This window comes from Aquirufa sp. A-Brett2-15D, from assembly GCF_054558735.1.
The window spans coordinates 797,985-818,930 of sequence record NZ_JBSKFT010000001.1 but is presented as its reverse complement, the minus strand read 5'-3'; the positions used below and the strand labels follow the sequence as shown (position 1 = coordinate 818,930).

Here is a 20,946-nt window from a genome sequence, read left to right as displayed (position 1 = left end):
TAAGCCTAATGCACCTTTTAAAATCCGTTTTCTCGGCTATCCTTTTGATCTTGACTATTGGCTTATCAGAGCTAAAAGCACAGGGCTCTCAATGGGTTTCAGAAAATCACCGGATTCAATACCAGAAATTTCAATGGAAATTTGTGGGCAGCTCTAATTTTGAAATATATTATTTAGAGAAAAATGAGCTAATGGCTAAATCAACTTTGGCCTTTTTAGAAGCTGATTTTGTGCGAGTTACGGAGTTGATTTCTTATTCTCCGGTTCAAAAAGTGAAGATCTTTATTTATCCAAATCATGAATCCTGGTTACAAAGTAATAGTGGAATTTCTTTAGCTAATGCAAAGGATGTGGAGGAGGAGAATTTATCTAAATTTCGTGTCGAAATAGCTTTTAAAGATAATTTAGGCTCTTTTAAACAGGAACTAACTAAGCAGGTTGCCCGCGTTTATTTACAAGATCTCTTGTATGGAGGAACAGTGAGGGACATATTGCAAAACTCCTTACTTTTGAACGTTTCGGAATGGTATGTACTCGGTATGGCTGCCTATATTGCATCCGGGGACTCACCTGATATGAGACGTTTTACCTACCAAATCATTAGTGAGAATAAAATCCGAAAACTTCCTTTAGCGAAAGGTAAAGAGGCGGAATTATTAGGGCAATCGATCTGGTTCTATATAGCATCCACTTATGGTAAACAGTCCGTAGGTAATATTCTAAATTTAACTCGAATCATTCGCAATGAGCAATCTAGTATTTCGAGCACTATTCGTAAACCATTTTCTAAATTTCTAAAGGATTGGTTTGATTATTATTTAAATGACGCGAAACAGTTAGAAGTTAATTCTCAAAAAGTTTTCTCCACTGAGGAATTTAAGGTCTCTCAAACCTCTTTGAGTTCCTATCGCCTTAGTCCTGATGGTTTACATGAGGTTTGGGTGACGGACGAAGCGGGTCGATTCAGTGTTAATTTACATACCATAGGTCAAAGTAAAACTCAGATTATACTACAGTCAGGTTTGAAAGATGTTAATCGGGTTACTTCAGGTAAGGGGCCTCTGTTGTCTTGGAGTTCTAAAAATCAATTAGCTGTGTTATATTCAGATCAGGGGTATAGCTGGTTCAAGACATTTCAAATAGACAAATCTGGAAAATCGAAAGGGGAGGATAAAAAGAAGATAGCGAATCTGTCTTATTTAGACATGGAAATGTCTGCTAATGGGACTAAAATGCTAGTTCGGGTGATTGAAAAAGGCCAAGTGGATGTGGGGATTTATGATTTGAAACGAAATCGCTTGAATCCAGTGACGAAAGACGCTTTTGATGAAACAGAAGCACACTTTTTACCCGATAATCGAATTTTGTATTTGACTGATCGCTATATTGATTCTTTGCCTGCACCGGTAGCGCCATTTACGTCTGCCTTTATTTGGAGTCCGGATGAACCAGAAAATCCGTCTCGTTTGTTTTCCACTTCCGGACGCCTATTTAATTTTCAATTCAGATCGGATTCTATTGCCTATTTTTTACAAGCCCAAAATCAAGGCAATAGACTCATTCGCTTAAATTTGTCTGATACCACTTTTCAGCAAATGGCGGTGCGTTCCGTTGCTTGGGATAATTTCGAAATTTCACCTTCTGGAATTTCGAGTGTAGAAAATACCATACTGGTAGATAAAATTGCCCGCTATTCGTGGTCTAGTTTAGATGAATTGACTAATTCTACCTGGATACCCACTATTGTCGATCCCATCGTTTTAAATTCCATCGAACCGCTGCTGACAGAGACGAATGATCTTGCCAAAAAGTCAAGACGGGCACGTTTAGAACGCCAACAAACGATTCGATTAAAAAGAGAGCCTGGTAAATTAATAGGTCCCTTAGATTATGAAAATTCCTTCGTAATGAATAGCTCTGAAGGGCTATTTAAGTCAGATCCGATTAGAGGAATTGGCTATGCTTATGAGGTAAAAGCAAATGATCTGTTGGAAAATCACCTTTTTAAAGCAGGTATATTTTTGACTGCAAATCTTCGAAATACGGATCTTTGGGGGGAGTATAGTTATTTAGCTAACAAGTTAGATTGGACATTTAGGTATGATCGTAAAGTTTTAGGTCAGGATACGGAAGCAGATGCTCAGAAGATTCGATTTAATCGTTTTGCCTTGAGTGCGACTTATCCATTCAGTCTATTAAGTAGATTAACTGTCACTGGTACCTACTCGACTAACCGATTATTTAGTCAATATTCGTTAAATGCCCAGGAGGATTATTCAGGTTATGCAGGCACCCAATTGAATTATATATTTGATAATACGGTTCCCATGGGAGAAAATTTACGAACCGGTTTTAAATTCAGCTTTTTAGCCGAAGCGCACAAGGATATAATCAATACCGGTGATTTTGTTCGATTAGGCATGGATGCACGTTATTATAAGAAGCTGACTAACACCTTTTATTTAGCCACTCGCTTTTCAGCCTCTCATCAACTAGGCTCGAAAACACAAGCTTCTATGTTAGGAGGAATGGATAACTGGTTATTCAATATATCAGAGACCCGTAATCAAGAAACCCCACTGGGTTTAGACGGATTAGCAAATCGGGATATTTTTATGAGTCAATTTGTGGCTCCATTGAGAGGATTTGCCTTAAATAAGTTAAGTGGTAATAGCCATTTATTATTTAATGCCGAATTAAGAATTCCAGTGAAATCTTTACTATCCATGGAGTCCTCTTCTATTTTAAATTCGCTGCAACTTGTTGGTTTTACTGATGTCGGAACTGCCTGGTCTGGTTCTAGCCCATTTGCGAAATCGAATGGATTTAATACCAATATCTATGGTGGCAATACCAATCCTTTCCGAGCGACTGTTACCGATTACCGTAACCCTTTTTTAGTAGGATATGGAATCGGAGCTCGCGCGACGGTATTTGGTTACTTTGTTAAGTTAGATTACGCCTTTGGCCTAGAAAATAAGGAAGTTAAATCCCCCATCACCTATTTAACCCTCGGTTACGATTTTTAGATGAATAAAAACCTTTTTGTTCTTCTTTTATTGCCTTGGGCTCTTTTTTCCCAAAGTCTCAGCGTTTCAAATCTCCCTATCATTCGGATTAATACCAAAACTCGGGTTATTCAGGATGAACCTAAAATCCCCATAGTCATGGAGATTTTTGATAAAGGTCCAGGGAAATTAAATCAAGTATCTGATAGTCCAACTATTACGACCGTAGCTGGTATCGAATTCCGAGGGTCTACTTCGCAAGCCGATTTTTATTTTCTTCCGGGTTATGTTAAAAAGCCCTACGGAATTGAGTTGTGGGCCGATACCTCAGGTGTAATAGATAAAAAATTGTCATTGGTTCAAATGCCTGAGGAATCTGATTGGGTATTAAATGCGTCCTATAATGACCGTTCCTTTATGCGTGATTTTCTTGCCCAGATGATCGCCGGGCGTTTAGGCGTACTGAATAGTAAGACTAAATTTATCGAGCTAATCATTAATGATGAATACAAAGGAGTTTATGTCTTAATGGAGAAAATCAAGAAAGGGAAAAATCGCGTACCTATCTCTGATTTATACCCGACAGAAAATGCAGGGGATAATGTAACGGGTGGTTATATCCTGAAAATAGATAAGACAAGTGGTTCCCCTTCTACGACTTTTAAGAGTAATTATACGTCAGGTATACTTGCGACTCAAAAATGCGAATTTCAAATAGAATACCCGAAATATGGCATCATCACCCAGCAACAATTGATTTATATTCGAGATTATATCAATAAATGGGAACAGAAATTGATGACGGAGAATATGAATGATCCGAAAGCTAGTTTTAGGGATATGATGGATATGCCCTCCTTTGTTAATTATTTCATTTTGAATGAGGTAACCCGTAATGTGGACGGCTATCGATTGAGCACCTATTTATACAAGGACAAAGAGTCATTAGGTGGAAAGATTAAGATGGGTCCGGCTTGGGATTTTAACATTGCCTTTGGGAATGCTGACTATTTAAATGGCTGGAAAACGGATGGATTTGTCTACAAAGCAATGGAGACTGATGCGGGTTCCAAGGATTACTGGCAAGTGCCTTTTTGGTGGAATAAATTAATTCAAGATGCAAGTTTTCGTAAGGCTTTAGCCACACGCTGGAAGGATGTACGGTCTACTTTTCTGAATACGAACGCTATCTATGCCTCCATTGATTCGACTCAGACGGCATTAAAAGATCCACTATCGCGAAATTTTCAGAAGTACCCTTTAATGGGCAGGAAAATTTGGCCTAATTATTATGTGGGCTCTAGTTTAACAGATGAAGTAAATTGGTTGAAAAACTGGATTCAAGGTAGACTAACGTGGTTGGACGCCCAAATGACTCTTTTCGGCAGCCCTATTCTGGGTAATGAATTAGAGGAAACGCAGGCCATGGTGTATCCGAATCCCTCCAGAGGCTTATTTTATTGGAAATTTAGTTTAGAAAAATCTTCGACGGTGAATTATCAAGTCATTGATAACCAAGGACGTGTCCTAATTTCCTCAAAAAGCCTTAATTTTGAGGCTGGAGAGCAAATTTATCCTTTGGATTTATCTAGTTTACCGTCTAGTGCTTATATTCTTCAATGGACCACTGGAGAAGGATCCTGGCAAAAAATCAGATTAAACGTATCGAATTAAAATGTCTACTATACTAGATCAATTTCAGCGCACCCGTACAGCTGCATCCTCTTTAGCGATGGCAAGCGGGGAGTCCCGAAATGCGGTTCTTTTAAGTTTAGCATCCTTAATTCGTGAAAAATCAACCGCAATCCTTTTAGAGAATCAAAAGGATTTGGATCAAATGACTATCGATCATCCGATGCGCGATCGCCTTCAGTTGACTCAAGAAAGACTTGAAAATTTGGCTGATAGTGTCATTTCGGTGACTAAACTGCCAGATCCAAGTGGTCAAACCATATCGCAGAAAAAACTCGCTAATGGCTTAGAGCTCACTAAAGTCACAGTACCCCTTGGTGTAGTAGGGGTGATCTTTGAATCTCGGCCTAATGTAACGATCGATGTGGCTGCCTTATGTATCCGTTCCGGAAATGCTGCCGTTTTAAGGGGCGGAACTGACGCGCTGAATACGAATACTATTTTAGTTGATTTGATTCATCAGGCATTGACGCAGCAGGGAATTTCAGCCGATGTAGTGTATCTAATGCCTCCTGATCGGGAGCACGTAACTACGCTTTTGACGGCAGTTAAGTATATCGATGTGATTATTCCACGTGGTTCGGAGGCTTTAATTCAACGGGTTCGAAAGGAATCTCTCGTTCCTACGATCGAAACAGGTGCTGGAGTTTGCCATACCTATGTGGCGTCCTCAGCAGATATAAATATGGCGGTAGAGGTTGTGGTGAATGCCAAAGTATCCCGACCTTCAGTCTGCAATTCTCTAGATACTATTATCATTCATCAGTCGGTTGCAAGTCAATTCTTGACTCAGGTACTTGAACCCTTAGAGGCTTATTCGGTTAAGATTTTTGCTGATGAGCGATCTTTTTCAATTCTTGAAAAACTACCGTATCCTTTTTTAGAAAAGGCGAGTGAAGCTGATTTTGGACGGGAATTCTTGGATTTTGCTTGTTCTATAAAAGTTGTTAGCGATTCTCAAGAGGCGCTTGCTCATATTAGCACTTATTCATCCCGTCATTCGGAAGCGATTATTACCTCTGATGAGGTGGAAGCCCATTATTTTTTATCGGTAGTCGATGCAGCGGCCGTTTATTGGAATGCGTCTACACGATTTACGGATGGAGGAGAATTTGGCTTAGGAGCTGAAATAGGCATTTCTACTCAAAAATTACATGCCCGTGGCCCCTTCGCTTTGGAAAAATTAGTGACCGAAAAATGGATCGGCAAAGGACAAGGCCAAATTCGTTAAAATTCGTGATCTAATCCCATTCTTTGCTTCATTTCCACCAGAATCGGGTATTTTTGGGATAAGAAATCGTATTTATCCGACTGCGTATAGATCAACTTTTTATCGCTTACATCACCTGCCAGTATATCTAAACTGAGGTCAATGGCATCATTCTTCAGTTTTTCTCTTAATTGTGTGACTAATTCCAGTTTAAGGGAATCGTTAAATTGTTGCATTTGCGCTTCTCCTTCCACCTTCATATGAATGACTGAATCGATGAGACTAATTTCTCGGTTCATCATTACATACTTATTGATGAAATTGCCCTTTTTAAAGCCTTGGGCAATATTAGTCCAAACTAAATTAAGCTCCTCGAATGTAAATGGCTCTTTTTGCGCAATACCTTGATTAGCAGCCTCGCTACTTTCTTCACTTTGATTTGAGTTGGCTACCTTTTTCGCACTCCGTAAGCCATGACTTGAAGGTCTTGAAGCAGGAATTTCGATAAGATCTGGAGTTGCCGGAGTCGCCGGAGCTGTAATCTCTGCAGTAGGAATTTCTGGCTCGATGGCAATAGGCGCTTCAGCTACCGGTGCTTCAGCGGCGCGCGCTTCAATTATAGTCGCTGTAGCGGCTTCCACAGGAGCTACCGCAGCCGAGGCTATCGGTTTACTCTCAGACTTTTTTCCGGCGCCACCCTCCACCGCAGGTTGTGCTACTGGCTGATAGACCGACGGCAAATAATTAATTTTCAATAAGGTCAGTTCGACATGCAAACGAGAATTCTTGGCTGCTTTATAATGAATCTCACATTGAGAGCAAAGATTCATGGCTGATAATAAGAAAGAGGCTGAGTTCGATGCGCATTGCGTTTGGAATTTAGCTCGGTTCTCTTCACTTAATTCCATTAAGGCAAGCGTCTTAGGATCTTTTGCAAACAACAAATTACGGAAGTGCTCTGAAAGTCCAGCGATAAATTGTTGCCCATCGAAACCTTTGCGCATGATTTCGTCTAACAGAACAAGTGCATCCGTATGGTTTTGGTGGACGAAGAAATCAGTTAATTGGAAGTAATAATCACTGTCTAAAATATGCAAGTTCTCTAACACATCCGCGTGCTTGAGCGAATTATCAGTCGAATAGGTAACATTTAGGTCAAACATCGAGAGAGCATCTCTTAGTCCTCCGTCTGCTTTAATGGAAATCAATTCCAGGGCAGCGGGTTCAGCTGTGATTCCTTCTTTTTCGGCTATAGCAGATAGGTGTGACGCCATGTCTTTCCATTGGATGCGATTGAAATCAAAGATTTGGCAGCGCGATAGAATCGTAGGCAAAATCTTATGTTTTTCCGTAGTCGCAAGGATGAAAATCGCGTAGGATGGCGGCTCTTCTAAGGTCTTTAAAAAGGCATTGAAGGCGGAAGCAGAAAGCATATGAACCTCATCGATGATGTAGATCTTGTATTTTCCACTTTGAGGAGGATACCGAACTTGATCAATCAGGTTACGAATGTCTTCTACGGAATTATTCGACGCTGCATCTAATTCATGTATGGTTAACGAGGTATTTTCTTGGAATGATTGACAGGAGGAACATTTTCCACACGCTTCTCCATCTGCTCCTAATTCCTGGCAATTAATGGTCTTCGCTAAAATACGCGCACAAGTTGTTTTCCCCACTCCCCTTGGCCCACAAAATAAGAAGGCTTGCGCTAAGTGATTTGACTTAATCGCATTTTTGAGGGTAGTTGTGATATGACTTTGGCCTACCACTGAATCGAATTGGGTAGGGCGGTATTTACGCGCTGAAACGACAAAATTTTCCATAATCAAATTTACTTTTTAAAGCCTTAATTCCCAAATACCTCCATAATATTCATCACTTGTGGCCAAACTCGATCATTTTTACCATTCGTAATCACGAAATCAGCCCCCCAAAGGTAGTTTTTGGGTTGCGGTTGTAAGTCAATCATTTGCATCGTTTCCATATAACTCATCTGACTTCTTTTTTGAATATTTTGAATACGTTCGCTCAAAGGACAATCTACCGTAATCATCTGCGAAATATGTTCTGGTTTGGTCCGTGGAGTGATTAAGGCGGATTCATACAGGCAAAAGGGAGCTGCCGGTGTAGATGAGATCCAGTCTGCCGCCTGGCGACGAACAGCCGGATGAATGATGGAATTCAGTTGAGCGATATCGCCCGGATATTTCTGAAGTAATCCCTTGATCCACGCGCGATTATAGCTGCCATCTGGAAGATAGGATTTAGGGCCAAATTCAGCGATGATGGCCTCCTTTACCGCTTCATCCTTCTCGCATATCTCTCTGGCCACTTTATCGGCCTCAAAAACCGGAATGCCTAGGCATGAAAAAATCCGACAAATGGTTGATTTGCCGGATCCTATTCCGCCTGTAATTCCAATGAAAGGTTTCAGGCCTATGGTCATTATTTTATTCTTCTGTTAAACGAGACGATGCATCTTTAGAGACAGCTGTCTTTTCGAATACCATACGAACTCCTTTACTCGAATCAACTTCTACCACGATTGTTTTTTCGCGGATTGTCACAATAGTTCCATGTGCTCCTCCGATGGTAACGACTTTATCGCCAGTCTTTAATTCTTCGATGAATTTTTTCGCCTCTTTTGCTTTTTGTTGTTGTGGACGAATCATAAAGAAATAAAATACAACAAAAATTCCTCCAAAAAGGATGATTTGCATGTAGGCTGGACTTTGTGCTTGTAGTAATAACATTAGATTATTTTTTAGGTAAGACTTCTACTTTGAATGCCATCCTGTTCTCCGCTGGAAGCGTATTACAGTAGGCGGTAATGGTTTTTTGCAATTTGCCTTCTTTTCCTTTAGAATCAAATTTCACTCGAATGAAACCTTTTTCTCCAGGTTGAATGATGTCCGTACTCCATTTAGGTGTTGTACACCCGCAGGATGAATTCACAGAGATAATTTTCAAAGGCAGATTTCCCGTATTTCTAAAATTGAACGTATGAAAAACGCTATCCCCTTCGACTAATCGTCCTAATGAAACAGTAGGCTTATCTACTTTTAGAATCGGATGCTTGTCCTCACTCGGTTTTAAGGCTGCCGGTATAGCATTTTCGGTTGCATTGTTAGCCTCTTTTTGCTCGTTCGCACAGGATAAAATTCCGATTAGACAAAATAAAAGGAGGAATACACGCATCTTATTTAGCCTTAATTTGCGTCATCATTTTTTCCACGTCTTCTAGCAATTTTTCTGCTTTGATTTTCGCGTCTTGAACGACCTTTTTACCTTCCGATTTCGCTGTGGTTTCGATTACCTCTTTGCCATCCACGATATCGTTGATTAATTCTTTCAATTGATCACGGTATTTATTCAATTGGTAATACAATTTATTGCGGGTATTTTCTCCTTTATCAGGAGCATATAAAATTCCTACAATGGCTCCTGCAGTAGCTCCTACTACGAATGCCCAAAAAGATCTAGATGATTTGCTCATTTTTATTTATTAGCTATGTCGATTAATCCTCGACCAGATTTATTAATCACTTTTTCGTGAACTAAACGGCTCGAAACCACGTCTAAAATACCATTAATAAATTGGCCTGACTTAGGTGTCGAATAGTTTTTTGCTAGTTCGATGTACTCATTTATGCTTACTTTAACTGGAATGCTAGCGAATTTAACCATCTCGGCCAAGGCCATTTTTAAGATGATAAAATCCGAAACCGCTAGGCGATCAGATTCCCAATTTTTAGTTTGATCACCCACCCAAGCGCTTAATTGCTTGTCTTCGGTCACGCTGTAATCAAACAACTCCTCAAAGAATAATTTATCGTCCTCCCATTGGATCGCGAGTGGCTGTAAACTCATGTCCTCCAAAGCCTCTATTTTAAAGGTTTTGTTTGCCATGCTTTTTACCACATCCTTATTCAAAGACCAATTTAAATCTTTTTCCTCAAAATACTCTGTCATCGACTCGTGTTTTAAAAGGAAATTTTTCAACACATGTTTGACGAATTCTAAATCATCTTCAAACTTCTTGCCTGAGGTAGGAAGGTAAGTTAAGAAGGTTTCGTCCGTCAATATATTCTCGATAAATAATTTTTTGATTAAATTTTCTTCATCTTCCGACCAGCCAATGCGATTCTTATCGAAGGCGCGTTGTAAATCTCCCCATTTAGAAAGTATATAAAGCACTTTGTTTTTAGCTAACAAGGAAGTCTTCGTCGAATTTTCTAAAAGGCGTCTGTTTTCATCCCAAAGCGCAATTAAAGGCAATTGCTGTAAATAAAATAGAATTTTCAGGTACTGCTTATTGATTGATTCCACTTCCAAAACCATGTCCTTTTTCAGCTTTTCCGCAATTTGCTTAACATTAGCGTGGTAAGTTTGGAAAACCGATTGAGCTGCCTCTTGTGCTTCTACTGGAATTGTTTCTTCAGAAGTTATTTCTTGGAAATGCTCTTTTAATTGAATTTCGGCTAGTTGTCTTAGGCCCTCTAATCGAGGCATTTGATCCTCTTTAGAGACCATCAAGGATAAATCAGGCTGAAAAATGGTAGCTAAACCATCAAAAGCTAATTGATACTGGGCACGTTCTTGGGTATAGTAAGCATACAATTGTTGAAATGCTTTGACCCGTAGTAATCTCCTATTAACCATCCGAAAAAAAAAGAGCGTCTTGTTTTGAATCTCAAAATTAAGAATTTTAATTGATAAAGGTCCTATCTTTGCACTCAATTAATCTTTATATGGGCGCATTAAGTCATATCAATCAGTATTTTTGGAAATATAAATGGCTACTAATCCTAGGAATTCTATTTACGCTCTTCTCTAATTTTTTCGGTGTTTTTCCAGCGCAATTAGTCCGCTATGCCCTCGATTTAGTGACGGAAACAATCGACATCTATTTTCTTTTCAAAGGATTTACCCTCCAAACAGCTTTTTACGAAATCTTCGGATTCACTTTATTTTTCTATGGTGGCCTAATTATTTTGATGGCGATTATGAAGGGTGTTTTCCTCTTTTTAGTTCGTCAAACCCTGATTGTTATGTCTCGTCACATTGAATATGAATTAAAAAACGAGATTTATACGCATTACCAAACATTACCCTTGTCCTTCTACAGACAACAAAATACGGGCGATTTAATGGCTCGAATTTCTGAGGATGTGGGTAAAGTGCGCATGTATGTGGGCCCTAGTATGATGTATGGGCTTAATTTAATCACAGTCTTTATACTGGTGATTTATTCCATGTGGCAGGTTAATCAGAAATTAATGTGGTATGTGCTTTTGCCTTTACCAATCTTATCCTTGAGTATTTATTATGTGAATTCAGTGATTATAAAAAAATCGGAAGAGATTCAAGGAGCCTTATCGCAGATATCTACGTTTGCCCAAGAAGCATTCTCAGGAATTCGGGTATTAAAATCATTTGTACGTGAGAAAAGATCCGTGGATTCATTTGCCTTGGCATCCAATGAATACCGAGCAAAGTCCCTCGGTTTAGTGAAGGTGGATTCGCTATTTACCCCATTGATTGCATTGCTTGTAGGATTTTCCACGATTTTAGTAGTATTCATTGGCTCTCAAGAGGTCATAGCTGGTCGGATGAGTGTGGGAAATATCACCGAGTTCATTATGTATGTTTTCATGCTTACTTGGCCGGTGACTGCCCTAGGTTGGACAAGTTCTCAGATACAAAGAGCCGCTGCTTCTCAGAAGCGGATTAACGAATTTTTAGAGGCCAAATCTGAATTAACGATTGGAAAACAAATTCGCCAGGAGATAACTGGTAATTGGGAGTTCAAGGAAGTGAATTTCACCTATCCTGGATCTGACCGTCCTGTATTAGAAAACGTGAGTTTCAGGATTGATTCAGGAGAGTCGGTTGCTTTATTAGGCCAAACAGGTTCCGGAAAATCAACCGTAGCCTTGTTGATGGCGCGTTTTTATGATCCTATATCAGGTGAAATTTTACTGGATGGTATTTCCTTGAAAGATTGGGATATTGCCTGGGTTCGTTCTTTTGTGGGATTTGTGCCGCAAGATGTGTTTTTGTTTTCGACTAGTATTTCGGATAATATTCGTTTTGGGAATGATACACTGACGCAAGAAGCCATCGAAGTGGCAGCAAAGCAGGCTGATGTGTACGATAATATTATGGAGTTTCCAGATAAATTCGAAACGATTTTAGGGGAACGAGGAATTACTCTGTCAGGTGGCCAAAAACAGCGCGTTTCGATCGCTCGCGCTTTGGCAAAAAATCCTAAAATGCTTATCCTAGATGACTGCTTGTCCGCCGTAGATACGCATACCGAGCATACGATTTTAGAAAATTTAAAGCAGGTGACAGCAGGAAAATCTTCTTTGATTATCTCTCACCGCGTTTCATCTGCTCGCTTAGCGAACCGAATCTTTGTTTTATCAGAAGGGGCAATCTTAGAAAGTGGAAGCCACAAAGAATTAATGAAGAAGAAATCCTTGTATTTTGAGTTGTATCAGCAACAATTAAACGAGGAATTACATCAAGTTTCCGCTCAATCGAATTAATTCTATTTCCGCTGATTTAGCCGCGAATTTAGCTTCAATTAAACGCGTTTCAGCAGCCACAGCATTACGTTGCACTTCGCGTAATTCGTATGATGTTGCAATCCCTACTTTAAAACGATCAAAGGCGATGTCGATGTTTTGCTTCGCAATGGTATAATTTTCAGTTTCTAATTGAATCAAATTCATCGAATTCTCATAGGTAACATACGTTCTCTCTAAAGCCGATAATAGGGCATTTTTCAAGTCCTCGATTTGTATGGCGGCAATTTCTGCGTTTATTTTCGCATTTTGGATTCTACGTTTTTGGTTATATCCATCAAAAATATTGATCGTTGCCCTTAGGCCATAGTTGAACACATCACTACTTCCTTTTTCTACCCCAAAACCCGCACCATTCGCTACATTATTCATCGCATAGCCTGCTAGTAAATCGATTTGCGGTTTTTGTTGACTCTGTAAACTTTTAGTGTCTAAATCACTGATTTTTTTCGAAAGAATGGCGCCGATTAAGGTCGGATTTTGTGACAAGGCACTCATTTTCAATTCCCCTAACTTTAGTTTAGGTAGTAAGTCGATGTTCGTATTGATTTGAAAATCAGATTTGTAGTCTTTAATTAGAATAGTGTTGAATCCAATTTTAGTATTGGTGAAGGATTGCTCCTGAGCGATTAATAGCGCTTTGTCCTCGTTATAATCTACTTGAGCTGAATAATAGTCTACTTTAGAACCTTGACCCACCTCATAGCGATCTTTAGCTAATTTTAATCGATCATTTGATATTTCGAGGCCCTTTTTAAAGTTATTTACACGCAAATTTTGGCGAATTAGATCATAATAGGTAGACGAAATCAGCGCAATTAAGTTTTCGATGTTCGTTTCTGTTTGCTTAGCCCCTAAATTTTGTAATTCTTTGAAACGATCGCGCAGGATAAACATTCCTTGACCATCATAAAGAGTCCAGGCCATCACCACGCCCGCATTTCCAGAATTTGAATTAACACCAGATTGTACTAATGGAGGGCGCAAGCCGCCAAAAAACGACTGATCTAGACCCGAAATCGTATAATTTTTAGCAGCTGTACCCGTAATGGTGGGTAAAAATCCTGCATTCCCTAGGGTATTTTCATTAGCTGCGATTCGTTCCCTTTGTCTTGAAATCTGAATCGAATATTGCTTTGAAATTCCTTGTTGGATCGCTTCCTCTAATGTGATTACTTGTTGTGCTTGTACGAATAAAGGACATAAAATGGCAAGCAAGACTAAGCGGAAATGTTTCATAAGTATAGGTTGAATACAATCAATAAAACAAACTTATGAAAATCTTGTCACATTAGGAAGGCTAAAGCATACAAGTACTCATAGGGCTTTTTTATCAGAATAGCTTACATTTGTTCTATGATTTCTCATCTGTATATCTATCCCATCAAGTCCTTAGGGGCTATTTCGTTGCAAAATGCGGTCTTAGAGCGTGAAGGTTTACGTGGTGATCGCCGATTTATGTTGGTGGATGCTATGGGTAAATTTATCACGCAGCGGACTCGACCAGAATTAACGCGATTTATACTTTCTGAATCCGCTAACGGATTTCTGGTGAAGGATTCCGTAAGTGGTTTAGAGAAAGAATTAAATGAGAATCCCACCTTGGGTGCTTGGATTTCAATAGAGATTTGGGAAGATCAATTGCAGGCTCAGGAGGTTTTAGATGACTGGTCGTCTTGGTTTTCGGAGGCTTTATTAGAGGAAGTTAAATTAGTGCGAATTTCAGCTGAAAAACCGCGTGAAATAAAGCCAAAATACCAGACCGATTTAACTAAAAACACTTCATTCGCAGATTCTTTACCGCTTTTAGTAATCGGATCGGCGTCTTATCAGGCTTTGGAAGAACACTTGACTGAACCGATAGATCGCTTGCGATTTCGCCCTAATATCATAGTGAATTCAGCTGTTCCATTTGTGGAAGATACCTGGGCTGAAATAAAGATAGGGGAGGTTCATTTGTTTGGTGCCAAACCTTGTGCCCGATGTTCCTTAGTAAATGTAGATCCTCTCTCAGGCGAATCAGATAAAAAGACGTTAAAAGCATTGGCCTCTTTTCGGACAATCAATCATAAAGTCTTTTTTGGACAACAATTTGTACCTATTACTGTAGGATCTATACAAGTGGGTTCTGCCGTCGAGCTAATCGAAGCAAAGGACGCGGTTTATTAAAGTCAAATTTAGGCTTAGGAGCTCTATTTTATCGTCTTGCCTTTTTTGGTTACATTTGGGTTAACGTTCATTTTGTCCCGTTTGTCTTTTTCAGAGGATAAACGAGTCTGGGCAGATTTGGCATTTTGGAGTCCACTATTTTATCTTTTGCATGGGATTTTTTCAACATAAAGACGCTTATAAAGCATTGCAATTTCCAGAGTTTAGGGCTTACGTAACAGGAAACACGCTCTTTACCATTGCCTTGTTGATTCAAGAAGTTGTCTTAGCCTACGAGATATATAAGATTACCCATAATCCTTTGGCATTGGGTCTGATTGGCTTAGCAGAAGCTGTACCTTTTATTTCTTTGGTCTTGTTTGGAGGGCATTTTGCCGATAACCGAGATAAGAAAAAAATCATGCAGGTGACGCTTTCCCTCATCATCGCCTCCTCCATCTTTTTATTGTATTCGAGTTCGCAGCTTCGATCCGCAGATCCTGATTTTCATATTTATTCGATCTATGCGGTTATTTTTATCATTGGTCTTTCCAAAGGTTTTTTCAGCCCTGCCGCTTCCTCATTAAATCCTTTTTTAGTACCTAAAGAAGTGTTTGCGAATGCCGCAACGTGGAATAGCTCTTTTTGGCAATTAGGATCTATTTTAGGGCCAGGTGTGGCCGGATTTCTGTATGCTTATGCAGGTTTATCGGGCTCATTGATAACGGTTATTGCCTTATTGCTCGGTGTAATGGTGTGTATTTTTCAAATAGATAATCGCCCCGTACCTGTAAAAACCGTACATCATGAATCGATTTGGCACAGTTTACGAGAAGGCATTGCCTACGTTTTTAAGACCAAAATTATCCTCTATTCTATCTCCTTGGATTTGTTCTCGGTGCTTTTCGGTGGCGTGATAGCTATTTTGCCCATTTTTGCGGAGGACATTTTGAAAGTAGGAGCAGAAGGTTTGGGCATTTTAAGGGCTGCGCCTTCTGTAGGAGCCGTGGTAACAATGGTTACGTTAGTTTATTTCCCGCCTTTAAAACATGCTTGGAGAAATTTAATTTTGGCAATTGCAGGGTTCGGAATAGCCACTTTCGTATTCGGGCTATCGACTAATTTCTGGCTTTCAGTGACAGCTCTTTTTTTTACTGGGGCTTTTGATTCGATCAGCGTTGTGATTCGCCAAACCGTTCTTCGCTTCTATACTCCGGATGAAATGCGAGGTCGTGTATCCTCGGTAAACGGTGTTTTTGTGAGTACTTCGAATGAAATGGGAGCTTTTGAATCAGGTGTAGCGGCTAAGTTTTTCGGAACTGTTCCTTCCGTTTTAATTGGAGCGGGGGTGACGATGGTACTCGTTAGCCTAGTTGCGATTACCTCGAAAGAATTATTCGATTTGAATGTAGACCAAAAAATAAACGAATAATTTTATTCCGCAGTTTTTTGTTCTGCAGCCTTTAGTTTCTCTTCTTCTTCCGCCGCTTTTAGTGCCGCTGCCGCTTCCTCTGCTGCTTTCAGGGCCGCCGCTTCTTCAGCCGCGATTTTTGCTTTGTATTTTTCAATTCGTTCTGGCCAAGTTTTCAAGATATCAATGATTGATTTCTTAGATTCTTGTGCCCATTGAATGGTTTGGATTACCTGAATATTAGAAGCGTTTTCACCTAAAAGGCAAGGAAGGATTTTTATGTGCACATCCTCCATTTTCTTTTTAGATTTGATAATGGTCGCATCACAAGATAGGTGGTGTATAATTCCATCTGGAGTTTGACCCTCAGATACATAAAAATGATCCAATTGCTCTATTTGAATTGATTTTTCAGCAATTAAATCAGTTCCTTGAAAATGCAATTGATGAATAAAATCATCTCCCACAGCTATATAGGATACTCTTTTATTACCCGATTTTTCCGCAAAAAAATCACCAATTGATTGAAATAAGTTACGCTTTGATAAAGTCGTGATACCTACTCCTTTTGTGTTGGCTGGAAGATGTGAATGTATAAATTGGAATGTACTGGGCAGGTGAAAATTCATGTTAAAAAGAGATTAAATTTCAATTCTAATTTTAGGCTTAGGGAATTCAAAGTATTTAGAGAAGGACTGAAACCAGCCATGAATTACTTCAAAGCCAGTTTTGTCTAGTTTGTATTCAATAAATTGCCCTTTTTTATCGGCTTGGATTAGTTTTGCTTGTTTAAGCAGATCCAAGTGATGCGAAATGCTAGGTTTGCTCATATCAAACTGAGAGGCAATTTTTCCTGCATTTTGTGGGCCATTCACTAAGTATTGCAATATTTCTCTCCGGGTAGGGTCGTTTATTGCTTTGAATTTTGCGTCCATCTTAATTAGATAATTAAGCGAATGTCTAAATTAATTTTGACAAAAGCAAATAATTAGATATCTGATTTGCGGTACGCTTCAATTAAAGCTATTTCTCCTTCTTTTCCAGGTTTAGAATTTCCGTGTTCCATGCCTAAAACACCGGTAAATCCTTTTTGTTTTAAGTGTCTGAAAATATTTTGGTAATTTACCTCTCCTGTAGTGGGTTCTTTACGGCCCGGATTGTCCCCTATTTGTAGATAGGCGATTTCATCCCAGCATTTATCCATGTTTGCAATGATATTTCCTTCATTTCTTTGCATGTGATACATGTCAAATAGAATTTTGCAAGAAGGGGAACCTACTGCTCTGCAAAGGCTATATGTCTGATCAGAATAGCGTAAAAATAAGTCAGAGTTGTCGCTTAATGGTTCTAGAACCATCGTTAAGCCCGCAGGCTCTAAGATTTCTGCCGCACGTTTTAAGTTATCGATGACATGGCCTGTTTGTATGCCTATCGGTAGATCTCTAGTGAAATTACCCGGAACTACCGTGGCCCATTTCGCATTTACTCGCTTAGAGGTGTCCACCGCTTTTCGGCAAGAGTCAAGGAATAAATCGGTCCACTCTTTCTTACCAGTGGTCATGGTTTGCTTGTCAAAAAATCCATCGAATTTGATGACGAAAACACCCATCTTCATGTTTAGCTTAGCTAATTTTTCTCCGATCTTTTCTTGCAGCGCTACCGGTCTTCCCATGAGCTCATTGTCTTCTAAGGCAGTAAATCCTTGGTCATACATAAACTGCAGTTGATCTAATTCAGACGGCCCAGCGTGGTTTTTAAACATACCAAAATGCGGAGCGTAATTCAATTCAAATGGCTTCTCACGTGCAATGCTAGATCCTTTTGAAAGGGAAGGAATCAATAAACTTGCGCCTAAAATGGAGGCAAAATCACGACGATTCATCTTATTTTTTCTTTAAAGTGAATAAATATTCCATTAAATTAACTAATTCTGTTGTACTCATACCATCGGCTAAACCCTCAGGCATGAGTGATTCTGGTAATTGCTTGACTGATTTTAAAGCGGATGTTTTGAAGTTTTTCACCATTCCTCCTGGAATGCGTAAGACGATATCGGTTTCGTTTTTAGAAACAACTAATCCTTGAAACGTATCCCCTGATTTAGTTTTTACCTCGAAAGTCTCATAGCCAAAACCAATGCCCGCATTCGGATGCAATACCGACATGTACATTCCTTCTTTAGATAACTTGGTGCCTATTTCGCTTAGCTTTGGTCCAAAATCAATCCCCTCATTATTTACTAAGTGGCACATGGCGCAGGAATTAGAGTAGGCTATTTTACCTTTCACGGCATCCCCTGACATCTTAACTAATTCGGCCATCGCTGGATGTGATTTCTTAGTTTCAATTTGATGTTTGTCTAAATAACTATTTGCTCTAGTGCGAATGGACTTTCTCCAAGCCTTTTGAAGGCTTTCTACCACTAAAGGAACATAAGCGGATGTGAATTTCTTTTTATCTAATAAATCTAAGACAAATTCTTCTGTAGGATAGGCATTTCCTATCACGCGGGCAGCTTGCATCTGAACAGTTTTGTTAAATTTAGGATTCGAAGTTGCTTCAAATAATAATTGCGCAGATTCTGATTTTCCTTGGTAACGCAGCGACTCAATAAGGGCTAATTGCTCTGTTTCTTTGGCTGATAAGAATGTCGACCGAATGAGTTCAGCTCCTCCGGCTAAATTGTATAAAACTTGTCCCGCTTTCGTCTTTTCATTCCCAGAAATGATCATACCTAGAACGCGGGAGCTTTCCTCCTTTAATTGATAATAATCCACCAATTCAAGGAATTGCTTGCCGTTTATTTGCTTTAATAAACTAGATAGAACTTGTTTAGCTTCCGGATGACTGGCAATGTAGTCAGGTTTAACATGGCGAACAGCCTCAATTTGTAAAGTTATATCTGACGCAAATTTTCCACTAATTAGACCAAATAAGGCCTCCGATTTTTTCTCCCCAGGCATAAAATCCAAAGCGCGGAAATAAGCTAGCGATTTCGTATTTCCAATAATATCGATGAGTGCTGGAAGAGCTTTTTCTGTACGTGCTCTCCACACCATATCTGCATATCCTTTTGAATTCTCTGGCTTTAAAGTCATATAAGCCTCAAATCGCTCGTCCCAATTACCATCTGCACCAATGCCTAATGCTTCTAAATACCAACGATCTTGTCCATTATGGCGCATGGCTAAAGTAGCCCATAGTTTATTCACTTCATCCCCTGAAAGATGCCGCAAGGCAATCGCTAATTCTCTTCTGACAGAGGCATGCTGATCTTTTGCAGCATTTGTAGCTAGTGAAGCCCATTCTGCAAAAGGCTTCTGCTTGGCAGCTCGAATCGCCATCATTTTAAGGCTCGGATTAGACTGCTCGTAGGCTTTTTGAATAAATTCATTCGACCGAGGTCCTTGGTTTAATACCCAAAAAGCCCTGGCCCTAAAACGAGGATTTTCGTTCGTGTAGAAGTTCTTTTCAAGAACAGCATCTGCTCTCGAACCCATTTTTTTCAAAGCCTGAAAAGCGAGAAAGCGAGTTTCTAAATTAGGATTTTCTAAAGCCTTGAAGGCTGATTCTGGAGTGCTTAAATCCATGGCAGCTGTTTTGTAGGCATGACCTTTAGGTGCGATTCGGTAAATACGCCCTTTGGCTTGATCGCCTGCTTGGTGTCCACCCACACCTGGATCATACCAGTCAGCTACAAAAAGTGAACCATCTGGAGCGGCCGCGACATCTGCCGGTCTAAACCATTGATCTCTAGAGGAAATTAGGTTATTAATACGCGCTTCGTATCCGGCCCCCCAAGGTGTTGTCGCATAAGAACGTACTACATTGGGACCCGCATCCGTGTGAATCATTTTATTTTGAAACACTGTGGGCAGTAAATTGCCTTCATAAATAATCATTCCTGTAGGAGAGCCTGCACCGGTTTGTAATAAATTAGGCATAACTCCCGGATCATTCAAATGCCAGTGGCGCAAAGGAATCTCTTTTTCAATATTGGTTCGATTTACATTCCATCCTTCGCCGGTCATTTCATCCACGTAACCATAGTTTCCATGCTCGAAAACGGCATTAATTCGAACTCCTTTGTTGCCATCATCATCATTATCTGATTGCCAAAGTCCCCCATAAGAGTCCACAGCCACCTCATAATTATTTCTGAAATTATGTCCTAAAACCTCCACTTGACTTCCGTCTAGGTTACAACGGAAAACCATTCCCTGGCGGTATTTTTTGGGACCTATCGCATCCCCATCTTGATCTAAAACAGGATTGCCTTTCCCATCTAATAATTGCTTTCCTTCGTTCCCTAGATTAAAATAAAGTTTTCCATCAGGTCCAAAAGTAAAGGCATGCGCCCCATGATCATGCTGATCCCCTCCAATTCCGGAGAACATTACTTCCTTGCGATCTGCTTTTCCATCCCGATTATCATCGAACATTTTCCAGATATACGGACTTTGGGATACAATCACCATCGAATCTAAAACGGCTATACCTAAAGGGGCATTAATTTCAGGGGATTGATAAAATACTTTACGAGAATCCGCCAGACCATCGCCGTTTGTATCCTCTAATATCAAAATCCGATCCCCTTGTGGATTAGTTGGATTCCCATTAATTCCTGGACGATAATTATACGCTTCTAATACCCAAACGCGTCCTTTAGAATCCACGTCAATATTAGTGGGATTAATAAGCATCGGTTCTGAAGCGAAAGGCTTCACTTCTAAACCATCCGGAACTTGAAGTGTGGCTACCTTTAATTGAACAGAATCAGCTATTAATTTCTTGGTCTGAATCAATTTAGGAATTCCTAAGCTAACAAGACTAATCATCCCACCTAGGAATAGGAGCGGAGCATTTTTGGCTATTTTCATC

Annotated in this window: 17 protein-coding genes; 6 read left to right on the top strand and 11 right to left on the bottom strand. The window is 39.8% G+C overall.

Annotated features, from left to right (window positions below; genetic code table 11):
* Positions 1 to 8 precede the first annotated feature (8 nt).
* Genes ACST14_RS03700 through ACST14_RS03690 form a run of 3 tightly spaced genes read left to right on the top strand, consistent with a single transcriptional unit; the run spans position 9 to position 5,931 of the window.
* Positions 9 to 3,029, top strand: a complete 3,021-nt coding sequence (locus tag ACST14_RS03700; protein WP_459460680.1) for a BamA/TamA family outer membrane protein — start codon at positions 9 to 11, stop codon at positions 3,027 to 3,029.
* Positions 3,030 to 4,682, top strand: a complete 1,653-nt coding sequence (locus tag ACST14_RS03695) for a CotH kinase family protein (protein ID WP_459460678.1) — start codon at positions 3,030 to 3,032, stop codon at positions 4,680 to 4,682. It begins immediately after the preceding gene.
* A 1-nt stretch (position 4,683) separates the two neighbouring features.
* On the top strand, positions 4,684 to 5,931 hold the full coding sequence (locus tag ACST14_RS03690) for a glutamate-5-semialdehyde dehydrogenase (protein WP_459460676.1): 1,248 nt from the start codon (positions 4,684 to 4,686) through the stop codon (positions 5,929 to 5,931).
* Here the strand turns inward: ACST14_RS03690 and ACST14_RS03685 are convergent.
* From ACST14_RS03685 to nusB, 6 genes are read right to left on the bottom strand one after another with little or no spacing between them, the layout of a single operon-like run.
* Positions 5,928 to 7,736, bottom strand: a complete 1,809-nt coding sequence (locus tag ACST14_RS03685; protein ID WP_459460674.1) for a DNA polymerase III subunit gamma/tau — start codon at positions 7,734 to 7,736, stop codon at positions 5,928 to 5,930. The genes ACST14_RS03690 and ACST14_RS03685 overlap by 4 nt on opposite strands.
* Before the next feature lie 23 nt (positions 7,737 to 7,759).
* Positions 7,760 to 8,359 (bottom strand): dephospho-CoA kinase, encoded by a 600-nt coding sequence (gene coaE / locus ACST14_RS03680; RefSeq protein WP_459460672.1) that lies wholly within the window; start codon positions 8,357 to 8,359, stop codon positions 7,760 to 7,762.
* A 4-nt stretch (positions 8,360 to 8,363) separates the two neighbouring features.
* A complete protein-coding gene (gene yajC, locus ACST14_RS03675) occupies positions 8,364 to 8,666 on the bottom strand; it encodes a preprotein translocase subunit YajC (protein ID WP_459460670.1) in 303 nt (100 codons plus the stop codon).
* A gap of 4 nt (positions 8,667 to 8,670) precedes the next feature.
* Positions 8,671 to 9,111, bottom strand: a complete 441-nt coding sequence (locus ACST14_RS03670) for a DUF1573 domain-containing protein (RefSeq protein WP_459460668.1) — start codon at positions 9,109 to 9,111, stop codon at positions 8,671 to 8,673.
* A gap of 1 nt (position 9,112) precedes the next feature.
* Positions 9,113 to 9,409, bottom strand: a complete 297-nt coding sequence (locus ACST14_RS03665; protein WP_459460666.1) for a YtxH domain-containing protein — start codon at positions 9,407 to 9,409, stop codon at positions 9,113 to 9,115.
* Positions 9,410 to 9,411: 2 nt separating this feature from the next.
* Entirely contained in the window at positions 9,412 to 10,575 is a 1,164-nt protein-coding gene (nusB, locus tag ACST14_RS03660) for a transcription antitermination factor NusB (RefSeq protein WP_459460664.1), read from the bottom strand.
* A gap of 89 nt (positions 10,576 to 10,664) precedes the next feature.
* Here nusB and ACST14_RS03655 point away from each other — a divergent pair, with 89 nt between their 5' ends.
* Entirely contained in the window at positions 10,665 to 12,467 is a 1,803-nt protein-coding gene (locus ACST14_RS03655; RefSeq protein WP_459460662.1) for an ABC transporter ATP-binding protein, read from the top strand.
* Here the strand turns inward: ACST14_RS03655 and ACST14_RS03650 are convergent.
* Positions 12,438 to 13,745 carry a TolC family protein gene (locus ACST14_RS03650; RefSeq protein ID WP_459460660.1) on the bottom strand — a complete coding sequence of 436 codons (1,308 nt, stop codon included), beginning with the start codon at positions 13,743 to 13,745 and terminating at the stop codon, positions 12,438 to 12,440. The two genes, ACST14_RS03655 and ACST14_RS03650, sit on opposite strands and share 30 nt — an antisense overlap.
* Before the next feature lie 117 nt (positions 13,746 to 13,862).
* Here ACST14_RS03650 and ACST14_RS03645 point away from each other — a divergent pair, with 117 nt between their 5' ends.
* Complete coding sequence (locus tag ACST14_RS03645; RefSeq protein ID WP_459460658.1) at positions 13,863 to 14,675, top strand: MOSC domain-containing protein; 813 nt, start codon at positions 13,863 to 13,865, stop codon at positions 14,673 to 14,675.
* 151 nt (positions 14,676 to 14,826) lie between these two features.
* Positions 14,827 to 16,086, top strand: a complete 1,260-nt coding sequence (locus tag ACST14_RS03640; protein WP_459460656.1) for an MFS transporter — start codon at positions 14,827 to 14,829, stop codon at positions 16,084 to 16,086.
* Positions 16,087 to 16,088: 2 nt separating this feature from the next.
* On the opposite strand, the gene ACST14_RS03635 is transcribed toward ACST14_RS03640, so the two are convergent.
* Genes ACST14_RS03635 through ACST14_RS03620 form a run of 4 tightly spaced genes read right to left on the bottom strand, consistent with a single transcriptional unit; the run spans position 16,089 to position 20,945 of the window.
* On the bottom strand, positions 16,089 to 16,694 hold the full coding sequence (locus tag ACST14_RS03635; protein ID WP_459460654.1) for a hypothetical protein: 606 nt from the start codon (positions 16,692 to 16,694) through the stop codon (positions 16,089 to 16,091).
* Between the two features lie 12 nt (positions 16,695 to 16,706).
* Entirely contained in the window at positions 16,707 to 17,000 is a 294-nt protein-coding gene (locus ACST14_RS03630) for an autorepressor SdpR family transcription factor (RefSeq protein ID WP_459460652.1), read from the bottom strand.
* Positions 17,001 to 17,053: 53 nt separating this feature from the next.
* Complete coding sequence (locus ACST14_RS03625) at positions 17,054 to 17,947, bottom strand: hydroxypyruvate isomerase family protein (protein WP_459460650.1); 894 nt, start codon at positions 17,945 to 17,947, stop codon at positions 17,054 to 17,056.
* 1 nt (position 17,948) lies between these two features.
* Positions 17,949 to 20,945 carry a PVC-type heme-binding CxxCH protein gene (locus ACST14_RS03620; RefSeq protein ID WP_459460649.1) on the bottom strand — a complete coding sequence of 999 codons (2,997 nt, stop codon included), beginning with the start codon at positions 20,943 to 20,945 and terminating at the stop codon, positions 17,949 to 17,951.
* Position 20,946: the final 1 nt, after the last annotated feature.

Excerpts from the sequence above, each read along its gene's own strand:
- ACST14_RS03695 (WP_459460678.1), top strand. The coding sequence starts at position 3,030 with ATGAATAAAAACCTTTTTGTTCTTCTTTTATTGCCTTGGGCTCTTTTT.
- ACST14_RS03620 (WP_459460649.1), bottom strand. The coding sequence starts at position 20,945 with ATGAAAATAGCCAAAAATGCTCCGCTCCTATTCCTAGGTGGGATGATT.
- ACST14_RS03630 (WP_459460652.1), bottom strand. The coding sequence starts at position 17,000 with ATGGACGCAAAATTCAAAGCAATAAACGACCCTACCCGGAGAGAAATA.
- ACST14_RS03665 (WP_459460666.1), bottom strand. The coding sequence starts at position 9,409 with ATGAGCAAATCATCTAGATCTTTTTGGGCATTCGTAGTAGGAGCTACT.
- ACST14_RS03690 (WP_459460676.1), top strand. The coding sequence starts at position 4,684 with ATGTCTACTATACTAGATCAATTTCAGCGCACCCGTACAGCTGCATCC.
- ACST14_RS03635 (WP_459460654.1), bottom strand. The coding sequence starts at position 16,694 with ATGAATTTTCACCTGCCCAGTACATTCCAATTTATACATTCACATCTT.
- ACST14_RS03650 (WP_459460660.1), bottom strand. The coding sequence starts at position 13,745 with ATGAAACATTTCCGCTTAGTCTTGCTTGCCATTTTATGTCCTTTATTC.
- ACST14_RS03685 (WP_459460674.1), bottom strand. The coding sequence starts at position 7,736 with ATGGAAAATTTTGTCGTTTCAGCGCGTAAATACCGCCCTACCCAATTC.
- ACST14_RS03645 (WP_459460658.1), top strand. The coding sequence starts at position 13,863 with ATGATTTCTCATCTGTATATCTATCCCATCAAGTCCTTAGGGGCTATT.
- ACST14_RS03625 (WP_459460650.1), bottom strand. The coding sequence starts at position 17,947 with ATGAATCGTCGTGATTTTGCCTCCATTTTAGGCGCAAGTTTATTGATT.
- ACST14_RS03655 (WP_459460662.1), top strand. The coding sequence starts at position 10,665 with ATGGGCGCATTAAGTCATATCAATCAGTATTTTTGGAAATATAAATGG.
- ACST14_RS03670 (WP_459460668.1), bottom strand. The coding sequence starts at position 9,111 with ATGCGTGTATTCCTCCTTTTATTTTGTCTAATCGGAATTTTATCCTGT.
- yajC (WP_459460670.1), bottom strand. The coding sequence starts at position 8,666 with ATGTTATTACTACAAGCACAAAGTCCAGCCTACATGCAAATCATCCTT.
- coaE (WP_459460672.1), bottom strand. The coding sequence starts at position 8,359 with ATGACCATAGGCCTGAAACCTTTCATTGGAATTACAGGCGGAATAGGA.
- ACST14_RS03640 (WP_459460656.1), top strand. The coding sequence starts at position 14,827 with ATGGGATTTTTTCAACATAAAGACGCTTATAAAGCATTGCAATTTCCA.
- nusB (WP_459460664.1), bottom strand. The coding sequence starts at position 10,575 with ATGGTTAATAGGAGATTACTACGGGTCAAAGCATTTCAACAATTGTAT.
- ACST14_RS03700 (WP_459460680.1), top strand. The coding sequence starts at position 9 with ATGCACCTTTTAAAATCCGTTTTCTCGGCTATCCTTTTGATCTTGACT.